This is a genomic window from uncultured Nitrospira sp. (assembly GCA_902500695.1).
Taxonomy (GTDB): domain Bacteria; phylum Nitrospirota; class Nitrospiria; order Nitrospirales; family UBA8639; genus Nitrospira_E.
The window spans coordinates 1-9,692 of sequence record CABVRQ010000022.1; the positions used below are offsets into that span (position 1 = coordinate 1).

The 9,692-nt window shown below is 47.2% G+C and carries 10 protein-coding genes; 6 read left to right on the top strand and 4 right to left on the bottom strand.

The features are described from left to right. Together AAH187_RS07695 and AAH187_RS07700 are read left to right on the top strand one after the other, a co-directional pair. The coding region (locus AAH187_RS07695) for a mechanosensitive ion channel family protein (RefSeq protein WP_342347861.1) at positions 1-676 on the top strand (676 nt) is incomplete at its 5' end. Positions 677-739: 63 nt separating this feature from the next. After that, positions 740-1,210 (top strand): MgtC/SapB family protein, encoded by a 471-nt coding sequence (locus AAH187_RS07700; protein ID WP_342347862.1) that lies wholly within the window; start codon positions 740-742, stop codon positions 1,208-1,210. Here the strand turns inward: AAH187_RS07700 and AAH187_RS07705 are convergent. Then, the gene (locus tag AAH187_RS07705) at positions 1,207-2,658 is read right to left on the bottom strand and encodes a glucose-6-phosphate dehydrogenase (protein WP_342347863.1); all 1,452 of its coding nucleotides are present in this window, start codon (positions 2,656-2,658) and stop codon (positions 1,207-1,209) included. The two genes, AAH187_RS07700 and AAH187_RS07705, sit on opposite strands and share 4 nt — an antisense overlap. A 228-nt stretch (positions 2,659-2,886) precedes the next feature. Then, complete coding sequence (locus AAH187_RS07710; protein ID WP_342347864.1) at positions 2,887-3,567, bottom strand: PRC-barrel domain-containing protein; 681 nt, start codon at positions 3,565-3,567, stop codon at positions 2,887-2,889. A 972-nt stretch (positions 3,568-4,539) separates the two neighbouring features. On the opposite strand from AAH187_RS07710, the gene AAH187_RS07715 reads away from it, so the two are divergent. Beyond that, positions 4,540-4,914, top strand: a complete 375-nt coding sequence (locus AAH187_RS07715; protein WP_342347865.1) for a response regulator — start codon at positions 4,540-4,542, stop codon at positions 4,912-4,914. A 372-nt stretch (positions 4,915-5,286) separates the two neighbouring features. After that, entirely contained in the window at positions 5,287-6,081 is a 795-nt protein-coding gene (locus tag AAH187_RS07720; protein ID WP_342347866.1) for a M48 family metallopeptidase, read from the top strand. Between the two features lie 38 nt (positions 6,082-6,119). Here AAH187_RS07720 and AAH187_RS07725 read toward each other — a convergent pair whose 3' ends face one another. Next, entirely contained in the window at positions 6,120-6,473 is a 354-nt protein-coding gene (locus AAH187_RS07725; protein WP_342347867.1) for a cupin domain-containing protein, read from the bottom strand. Positions 6,474-6,869: 396 nt separating this feature from the next. Next, a complete protein-coding gene (locus AAH187_RS07730; RefSeq protein WP_342347868.1) occupies positions 6,870-7,229 on the bottom strand; it encodes a PRC-barrel domain-containing protein in 360 nt (119 codons plus the stop codon). Between the two features lie 201 nt (positions 7,230-7,430). Here AAH187_RS07730 and AAH187_RS07735 point away from each other — a divergent pair, with 201 nt between their 5' ends. After that, the gene (locus tag AAH187_RS07735) at positions 7,431-9,032 is read left to right on the top strand and encodes a hypothetical protein (RefSeq protein ID WP_342347869.1); all 1,602 of its coding nucleotides are present in this window, start codon (positions 7,431-7,433) and stop codon (positions 9,030-9,032) included. A 234-nt stretch (positions 9,033-9,266) separates the two neighbouring features. Beyond that, complete coding sequence (locus tag AAH187_RS07740) at positions 9,267-9,491, top strand: hypothetical protein (RefSeq protein ID WP_342347870.1); 225 nt, start codon at positions 9,267-9,269, stop codon at positions 9,489-9,491. Positions 9,492-9,692 lie beyond the last annotated feature (201 nt).

The following is a 9,692-nucleotide window of genomic DNA, read 5'->3' on the forward strand; positions in this document are numbered from 1 at the left end:
CATCGGCATTTGGATAGTCGGAATATTGATTGCGGCCATCATTATCTTTCCCAGCTTAACTCCTGGAAAAATTCTCACGGGATTAGGTTTGGGGTCCATTGCCATTGGATTTGCCTTCAAAGATATTTTTGAAAATTTCCTGGCCGGCATTTTGATCCTGCTTCGCGAACCCTTCCAACTTGGCGATTTCATTGAATGCCAGGAATTGGAAGGGTATGTGGAAGAGATCACCATTCGGGACACTCACATAAGGCAAACGGATGGACAACGGGTCGTCATCCCCAACAGCCTCCTGTTTAAAAATCCCGTCACGGTGCGAACGGATCGGGACCTGCGACGGGTCACCATCATGTGCGGAATCGCCTACGGAGAGGACGTCAATACCGGACGCGAAGTGATCCGGCACGCCCTGGAAGGATTGAGCACGGTCAACCAGGAGAAAGACATCCAAATCTTTGCCCAGGGATTCGGAGCGAGTAGCATTGACTTTGAGGTGACCTGGTGGACGGGATCCCGTCCAGTGGACATCAGAAAATCAAAGGATAAGGTCGTGGCTGCAGTGAAGCAGGCATTGGATTCCGCCGGAATTGAAATCCCATTCCCCTACCGCACGTTAACTTTTAAAGAACCATTGGAGACGTTGATCACCCGCCACAAGGAAGCCCGTGATGCCTGACGTCTGCATCCGGAAGGTATCAGAGCCTCCAACTCGTCCAGCCTGATAAGGGAACGACTCACGATGGATGTGGTGACTGAACTGGATTGGCATCAAATCTGGTCGCATTTTTATCATCTGCTCATTGCCTTTCTATTGGCGGTTCCCCTTGGTTGGGATCGCGAACAAGAATCGCGCGGGGCAGGGCTCCGCACCTTCCCTCTGGTTGCACTCGGGTCCTGTGCCTATATGTTGACGGGGATCAATGTCCTGGATTCCACCGATGCCGAAGCGCGTGTTATTTATGGCATCTTAACCGGAATAGGCTTTATTGGCGGTGGCGCCATTCTTAAGGAAAGGGGAAATGTGGCAGGAACGGCTACCGCAGCGAGTATTTGGAATACCGGAGCTATCGGAATCGCAGTGGCCTGGGATCGCTACGAAATTGCCATGGTGTTAAGTGCGTTGAATTTTTTAACGTTTCGGTTCATGCCCTTGTTTAAAAGAAGAGTCACGTCCACACCATCAAAACCGGATTCTACAATGGGGTCCTAGAGATATGAGGAGGATGGTTCGCAACCAGTAGTCCTGTCTTTCGTTGGGGAATGTTGGGATTCTGACAAGGCTACGATATCTTCCATAGGTGGACCGTTGGACCCGGCCCGGTAAATCTGCAAGGGTACCACGTTTTCCGCCCAGGCATCGGCAACGGGTTGAATGATGTTCCACATTTCTTCTACCTCATCATTTCGCACAAAAAGTCGTGTTTTGTCGGACATAGCTTCAAGAAACAGGCGTTCATAGGGGGAAAGATGTTCAGGAGAGTTAGGGTCGTCCACCCCCATCGGTGCAGGTGTGATCCCTCCGGCTTCTTGTATAGTGAATATTCCAAGATTCACTTTTTCACTCGCGAGATTCAATCGTAAGACATTACCGCCTTCTTCTGAAAGTTGGGATTCTGGATTTCTCTGCCCATTTTTAAAATGCACGAGAATTTCCTTTCGATCCCGACCCAAAGCTTTTCCGGACCGTAACACAAAAGGCACACCTTGCCACCGCTCATTGTCGACCCATAAGGTCACTTGAGCAAAGGTTTCAGTGTTTCGCTCTGATACTACTCCTTTGTTTTTTACGTAACCGGGAACGCGCACACCACGGATCTCTCCGGATCGGTAACGGGCCCGTACGGTCTGGGCTCGAATTTCAGCCTTTGACGGTTTCCTGATAGCTTTGAATAACTCCACTCGTTTGTCCCGAAACTCAGGAGCCCAAATGGACTCCATTGGTTCGAGGGCCAGGACAGTCATCAACTGAAGGAGGTGACTTTGAATCATATCCTTCAGCGCTCCGGCGCAATCATAATACTCTGCACGCCCTTCCAGCGCCAAAGTCTCATCACAGATCACCTCGATCTTTTTGATGTGATGACGATTCCAGATAGGCGTAAAGACAGGATTGGTAAACCGTAGACCAAGAATGTCGCCTACCATCGGCATTCCTAAAAAATGGTCGACGCGAAATACCGACTCTTCAGGAAACTTCTGATGTAGGAGCCTGTTCAGCTCCCTGGATTGGGCATGATTCAAACCGAACGGCTTTTCGATGATGACACGGGACCGTGGCGGTAACGTGACATGTCGAAATGCTTCCAAAACCGACGGAAACATCTGTGGAGGTAACCCTAAATATAGAAGCGTAAGCCCGGCTTGTTCATGGAAAATCGAGGCAATCTCCCGTGCATCAGAAAGATCTTCGACACGAGCATATTCCAAGGATTGAAGAAATTCTTCCCGGGATCTTGGGAGGGATGGAGTTTGATGCTTGCCAAGAGATTCAGACACATGTTCTTGAAACTGAGGCGTCGTCCAATCCCGTCGTCCAACACCCGTGATTCTATACTCCGTATGAGGACCACGGTTGGCGAACACTTGAGCTAAGGCAGGAAAAACAAACCGCTTCGTGACGTCCCCTGTGGCTCCAAAAATAACCAGATGTTCATACATAAGATCTAGCTGAACCTCATCTCCAAGAATACGATCCGATCAAAAAAAACAGCATTCCGGAATACGTTCAAACAAGGGCCTGAGTTTCCTTTGGAATGATCCCTTATGAGCCAGGGGTAGGTTTTGCCTTTCTTTCCGGATCAGAGTGACCTGGCCAAAGGATTATGTACTTATGGTCTCCGCATGAATTTTCATTCACCTTAGCACGCAGTTTCTTTTTCAACCCTTCTACCAATACTGTGGTTTACCGTAATGTTTATACAGATTAATTTCATACACTCGTTCAATTGGCGCGGCTGGATCATACTCCGGAGAATGTTCAATTTGGTCCTGATTGAGGTCCACGACCATCATTCTATCTGCCCAATTTATGGACTTATTCCACATTGGACTAATTAACACCTTTCTGCCGGCCAGCCATTTCGAGGTATCTACCACCAAATACCGTACGGTCCAATTGGCGTCATCGATGAGGAAATTAATAATTTTTCCGATTTCCCCATCCGTCGCCTGGAGGGAAAAATCTTTGAGGCCGTTCGCGCTGGTTAATATTCCGGGAAATACGGAATGTTCCCTTTCGTCAATGGGGTAATAGGTACTCCATCGATAGTAGTTGCAGATTTCACGTTCCTTTTCCCAGGAGATCGGTTTTTCTATTTCAAACTCTGGAGCGCCCTCGACTTGAGTCTTATTGACCAAAGCCCGGAATGACCCGATGTCCTCATGGGGATGCACAAAACTCTGGGTAGAAATCAACACATGCCGGCCCTGTAGCCAGTTCCCGGTGTCAGCAGCCAGATAATGAATTTTCCATGTTTGATCATTAACATAGACATCCGCGATGGAACCAATAATCCCATCAGTTCCCTGTACCACACAGTTCCTAATTTTATTGAGATCTCGTAACATGTCATTTCCTCTTCTTGGTTAAGTCAATTCAATCCATCTCTGTCCTGACAACTTTTCAATCAACCTTTGTGAACACATTCTGATTCAAACCTTGTCAATCGTTCCGAAGTGCACTGGCCCTTAACCTTTAATACCCGATTGGACTCATGGATGCTAAAATTCGTTTTCAAACCATGAACAGCTTCCCAATACCACAACTATGTCGAAGTAAAGGCTCAACCAACAGGTCATTTCACTGAAACTTCGCAACAACCTTTTCTTCTGCTGGATCAGACTTCATTCATGTCCGGCAATTCACATCGATGTCGTATCCGGTAATGAATGCCCTTGGCATAGAAACCGCTCAAATTCATTTCATAACCCCCCTTCGAAAAAGTGTATGTTCCGATCAATTGAAGAACCCTAGGCTCCAATGATTGAACAACTTCAGGAATTCGCCAATCGCTGAATGTATTTCTTAATTCTTAAATATCAGTTGCGTGTCATCCAGCCAATGGACAAATCGCCAATCGAAAAAAAACCAAATGTATATTTCTCCGGCAAATAACCCGAACATCATAACGGAATTTGATTTTCCGCCTTCCTTTACCGTCACGATGAGACCTCTGAAACTGACCATCAATTCGCCAAAGCCACAGTTTGGAATGGGGTGCATGACACATGATCAGAAGTACATGTCGTGTTCAGCCGTTAATCCGTCAAGGATGAATTCGAAATTTCATCCCATTTTTTGTCCATGGGAATTCAGATGAAATAATGTTAATACTGAGAAAACATTAGAACTTCCGGCATAAACGACCGGGGCGGTGACGTTGGGAAAAGGCTAAATCAGAATAGACAAGGACACCTTCACTTACGGAGGGAAAAATGAAAAGAAGCTCATTAAATAGTTTCAGTACATGGTCTCATTCTCCAACCAATATTTGTGGATCCTCAGGTGCATCTCCATCAATCCCGGAAGGGTTCCCAGAGATGAGAATTTTAATCGTGGAGGACAACCCCGATCATCGGGAAATTTTACAAACCAGATTACACTCGTTGGGAAATGTTTGTCAGGAGGCCACTGATGGTCGGAAAGGTTTTCTCACATTATGCTCTTCACGGTTCGATCTTGTGTTTTGTGATTATCGGATGCCGGAGATGAATGGCTTTCAATTCATCCACACCGTACGAAAAACCTCCGGCATTTCCACCATTCCCATCATTTTCATGACGACGCATTCCGATCGCACGGTAATTGACCATGCTTTATCCCTCGGAGCGACCACCGCACTGGTAAAACCATATTCCCTGGAAAATCTGAAAACTGCCCTCTACCTGATTCGGGCGCAGAAGTGGAACCCCTAGTGTCGCTTAAACTTGAACAGATTTACGACATTACTCATTGAGGCAGCTTTCGCCATTCGGTAAATAGATTCAAGTACCTAACGTCCTCATGATGATTCTTGGTTCCTCACTCAATTCCACACCTGCCTTCTCCCGAATCCGCGACATCGGAAGCAGATTAATTTTTGGCAGAACTGACACTTTGCCTCTTTCAATGATCGACTTGTCTTTGTATTTCGGTGTCCGGTTTCTTTATGGTTTTCTATGATTTTTTATAATGAGTTTAATTCCTTAGCCTGTAAAGCGAGAACAACAATGCACCATCCAAGCCGCGTTCCTCCTATTCATCATGTTAAACTTTTTTGCTCTTTGTGTATTTTGATTAGTATGGCGATGGGTTGTGAGACTGTTCCTTATACCGATCGATCCCAACTTGTCGTCATCCCTCAATCTCAGTCTTTAGAAATGGGAGAACAGGCCTTTCAACAAATCCTTTCAGATCCTAAGGTCCAGCAATCTCAATCTCCCGAGGAACAAGAAGCCGTGAAACGTGTGGCGGAAAAGATTATTCAAGCCGCAAAAGAATCCAAATTTGCCGAAGACGCCAAGACATTCAAGTGGGAGGTGACCGTGATCAAAGATGACCAGACCAAAAATGCTTTTGCTCTGCCAGGCGGGAAAATTGCCGTGTATACGGGAATCTTTCCCGTTGCGAAAAACGATGCCGGATTGGCGGCCATTCTTGGCCATGAGGTCGTCCATGCCCTCGCACGACATGGTTCGGAGCGTATGAGTCAGGAGGTACTTGCCCAAACCGGATTATCCGCAGCGGCGGTGGGGCTTGGCGTGAGTGGTGCGGGCCCGGTGGTAGGACAGGCCACGATGGCGGCCTTAGGTCTAGGAGCAAAAGTCGGCGTCCTCCTGCCCTACAGTCGAACGCATGAATCCGAAGCCGATTCCATTGGAATCCTCCTGGCAGCCAAGGCGGGATATGATCCGCAAGAAGCCGTCCGTGTCTGGCAACGAATGCAGGATGGTAGTGAGGGGGCACCTTCTGATTTTCTATCCACCCATCCCAGCCATGAAACAAGAATTCAACGCCTCCAGGAAGAGATGCCCGAGGCGTTAAAAATTTACCAGAATGTGAAACATGCTCCGGAACATCAACTTCCCGCCATCAATCCATAACGTATCGAACTCATCCTCCTCAAGCAGGAATGACAGGCTTACGAAGTGGGTGATACTTCATCGCGACCATGAACGTGGGCAGGAGGGTGGGTCGCCTCAACGGCGGTAAATGTTTCAAGAATGGTATAGCTGTGACTTGCGCCTTTGGGAACAACCCAACAATCTCCCGCATCCAGCAAAATTATTTGTCCTTCAAGGTGAAGCTCAGCACGACCGTGCATCACATACCCTATGGTTTCATAATCCCTGGATGATGATTCCTGTGTCTCCCCGACCGGCAACTCTTCCCATAACCGCATCGCCAATCCAACACCGGAGGCTAAATATTTCTGTCCCATGGAACCCGTGGGAGAATGATCCGACTGTACTTTTTTAATACTGGTATCGACCATAGTTATCCAAGCCTCCTGTGTTGATGTGGTTCTTGAAAAGGTACATGATTGAATCTATCGAACCAACTCTACAAAACCCTGGCTGGTTTCCAGCAAAATGGCGGATCCTCTACCCTCTGCCCGATACGAGCACTCTATCCCGTCGGCGAACAATTAGCCCCCAGGACTCACTCATTGGATGACCATAGGGAGAAAAGATGGGCAGACCGAGCCCTGGATAGGGCAACGGTAGAATTTATTGATTCGACTCCAATGAGTGATGTCTCAAGGGAAAAGAAGGAAATTGAGATAGTTTAGGTGAATGACTTCACCAGAAAGAACCCGCCGAACGCGGGTTCTTTCCAGACGGCCTGTTCGCAATCTCAAACTCGGTTTCTGGATTTTCGCTCCAGTTAATTAACCCCAGTAGGGATTATAACCATAGTACTCATGAATGCTTTGTCCCCAAGTTGCATCGGCAAAATCTGGCCAGTTGTCTTTGTCGAATCCAGGGGCCTGTTCTAGTTTCTCCTTTGGAACATTCAGGAGAAAAACCTTCTCCTCCTGCACAACTTGAAATGCCTCCCAGGGAATCGCAAAGTATTTATCCCCCATTCCGAGAAATCCGCCGAACGATAACACCGCATAGGCAATACGGCCTTCCGACAAATCAATCATTAAATCTTGAATTTCTCCAAGGTCTTCCCTCGCCGTATTTTGCACTTCAGTGCCGGTGATGGAACTCGAAGAAAGCACTTGACGAATCTTGGTAGTCATAAGACCTCCTTATAAAACGTTGAGTGAATAATGAAACCCTTCCATCCGATATAGCATGGCCTCTCCTCCGGCCGAACTGTGACAAACCCTTGAGAAGCCGCTAGGGTTTTCACCAGTTGCTACGCAGATAAAATCATTTATGGTGATGAAAATAACGATCAATCATATTTGTTAATTCCAATGCATAAGGAGGTGCGACCCATGGACCTGCGAAGTCAAATGGCCAAATCAATTCTTTTAGCCGGTATTCCGTTGCTGACATTACCTTTGTTGGCGGAATCCGGTATGTCTCGCAACGACCGGGCACAAATCCAGGACCGTAAAGGTTCGAACGCCGCTCAACAAATCATAGAGGGGGTAATTTCCAAAAAGAATGCTGAGGAAATCACCTTACGGACAAGTGATGGAAAACGAATCACCTTTCGCATTAATGATCAAACCAATCAGCTCTGTCCTCAAGGAACTCAAACATCACACACGTCTTCCATGAGGAAAGAGTCCGCAGGAAATCAAAATTCGGCAATGGAACAAGGGAGTTCCACCGGGAAATCTTCCGGGCAAAACCAAGTGGCTCAGGGTTCTTCCGGAGGTGATTCCTCCACCTCCGATCAAACCTCAAGCAGCAGTCTCTTTGGAATTCCGAGTGAACAGAATTCTGGTCAGAGTTCTTCGGTCAAGCAAAATGAATCACAGCAATCCCAACAACAGGGTTTCAGATTTGGTGAATGTAATTTCCAAAAAGGGGAATTTGTGAAGGCCAAATTAGATGAAAATAAAACCGCCACATTTGTGCGATCCATGGGAGATAGTGAGGAATATTACGGAACAGGTGGAGTTGAAGGGGAATACTTTGTTCTCCCGGCAGGCCAATTAGGCGGGTTGGATATCTCGGACAAGGATGCCAACTACTCCGTCAAGTCCACTGATGGGAAGGAAATCGGGAGTGTGTATAGGGTGATGACGAATAATAACGGAGATATTTCCTATGCCATCATCAGGAAACCGGACGGCCAGTTAATTTCGGTCCCGTGGCAGGCATTGGAGGGAGCAGGCAATAAGTCCTTTAAATTGAAAGTCACCCAGAATCAATTAGGGAATCTTCCCATTCTGAATGAAGGTGAAAATGTCGGCGCCCATGTGCAAAAACACTGGAACCTGACCGAACAGGAAAGGAAAAATCTGGCCAAGTGGAACGAACGACAGGATGAAAGAAACCAAGTCCGGGATCGGTACTACGAAGATACGCCTACTTTTCCGAACAATCGGGAAGGGTACGATCGATATGATCAGAACCGGTCGCGCATGAGCCGTTCCGGAGATGATCGCCAAAGACAATATCAGGATCAGAATGCTGAAGAATATCAAACCAAACGTAACGATTTCAGCCCAACCGAATTTCCACCACATGATCGTGCCTTTCAATATGAAGGGGCTGACCAGCACAATTCATCTAACCGGAATCGCCAAGGATCATATTCGAATGACTACCGGGATCGCGGGAATGGACAGTATTCTCGTAGCGGGGACAGAAATTACAATAATTCCGGCGACGGGAACTACGGGAACCAATCCCGTTCCAACAGACGGAATGATGATTTCCAAAATAATGAAAATCCACGGTCCATGTATTCCCAAAGTCGCGAGGGAAATTACAAAGATCCCATGGAGCAGTTGTCCGACCGGTACAACACCACAGCCCCTCGGAGCGATTATGATTCCCAACGGCAGAACGACGATCAGTATCAATCCAGGGGGTCAAATAAGAAAGATTATGATGACCGGCCGGAGGGATACCGACCATAAACAGAAGAAGACCCCAAGGCTTCACACTTGGACCCTGGAGTCAAAACCTAAAACATTCAACCTTTAAGTTTTGAGCCGTTTTTTATTAATAACCAATATAAAAGGAGAAGTGACATGACAAAATTTCTAACCGTTATGAGTATGTCTGCGTTCCTCGTGTTTTCTGGTGTTTCCGTGTTTGCAGGCCAGGCCGGGATGAACGACCAGGAGGGCCATTCCGAGGATTCCTCCACCATGAAAGGCAAGAAACATCAAGGAGGGATTGAGTCAAAGAGTCAATCCAACCAGAACACTGAACTTACGGAGGAGCAGCAAAAAGAAGCTCGCCCAGGTGGGGTAGGTGAAGAAGGCTCAACTTTTGGTAGTCCAAGTACTTTTCCGCCAGGCGACACCTCACAAGGATATACTGGTGAGGATAAAAAGGCAGAAAAAATGGAGCAACGGAAGCAAGGCATGTGACCAATCCTAACGGGGCGTGATTGGATGTAAGGAAACGAACCTCCTTCACGTCGCTACAGGAAATGAGTCAAAAATGCTGGCTGATGCGGGTCGGTCGTAATGAATTTCGACCGACCCGCTCTGAACCTGAACCAAAAGTTCCCCATTGACACGGACGTTCAACCACAGAATTCCTCTTTTATTCAATCCCTTTCGTCCTGA

What these genes read in the sequence shown, in the direction of transcription:
- AAH187_RS07730 (WP_342347868.1), bottom strand. Translation starts at nt 7,229, where the DNA reads ATGACTACCAAGATTCGTCAAGTGCTTTCTTCGAGTTCCATCACCGGC.
- AAH187_RS07740 (WP_342347870.1), top strand. Translation starts at nt 9,267, where the DNA reads ATGAAAGGCAAGAAACATCAAGGAGGGATTGAGTCAAAGAGTCAATCC.
- AAH187_RS07735 (WP_342347869.1), top strand. Translation starts at nt 7,431, where the DNA reads ATGGACCTGCGAAGTCAAATGGCCAAATCAATTCTTTTAGCCGGTATT.
- AAH187_RS07705 (WP_342347863.1), bottom strand. Translation starts at nt 2,658, where the DNA reads ATGTATGAACATCTGGTTATTTTTGGAGCCACAGGGGACGTCACGAAG.
- AAH187_RS07715 (WP_342347865.1), top strand. Translation starts at nt 4,540, where the DNA reads ATGAGAATTTTAATCGTGGAGGACAACCCCGATCATCGGGAAATTTTA.
- AAH187_RS07725 (WP_342347867.1), bottom strand. Translation starts at nt 6,473, where the DNA reads ATGGTCGATACCAGTATTAAAAAAGTACAGTCGGATCATTCTCCCACG.
- AAH187_RS07700 (WP_342347862.1), top strand. Translation starts at nt 740, where the DNA reads ATGGATGTGGTGACTGAACTGGATTGGCATCAAATCTGGTCGCATTTT.
- AAH187_RS07720 (WP_342347866.1), top strand. Translation starts at nt 5,287, where the DNA reads ATGGGTTGTGAGACTGTTCCTTATACCGATCGATCCCAACTTGTCGTC.
- AAH187_RS07710 (WP_342347864.1), bottom strand. Translation starts at nt 3,567, where the DNA reads ATGTTACGAGATCTCAATAAAATTAGGAACTGTGTGGTACAGGGAACT.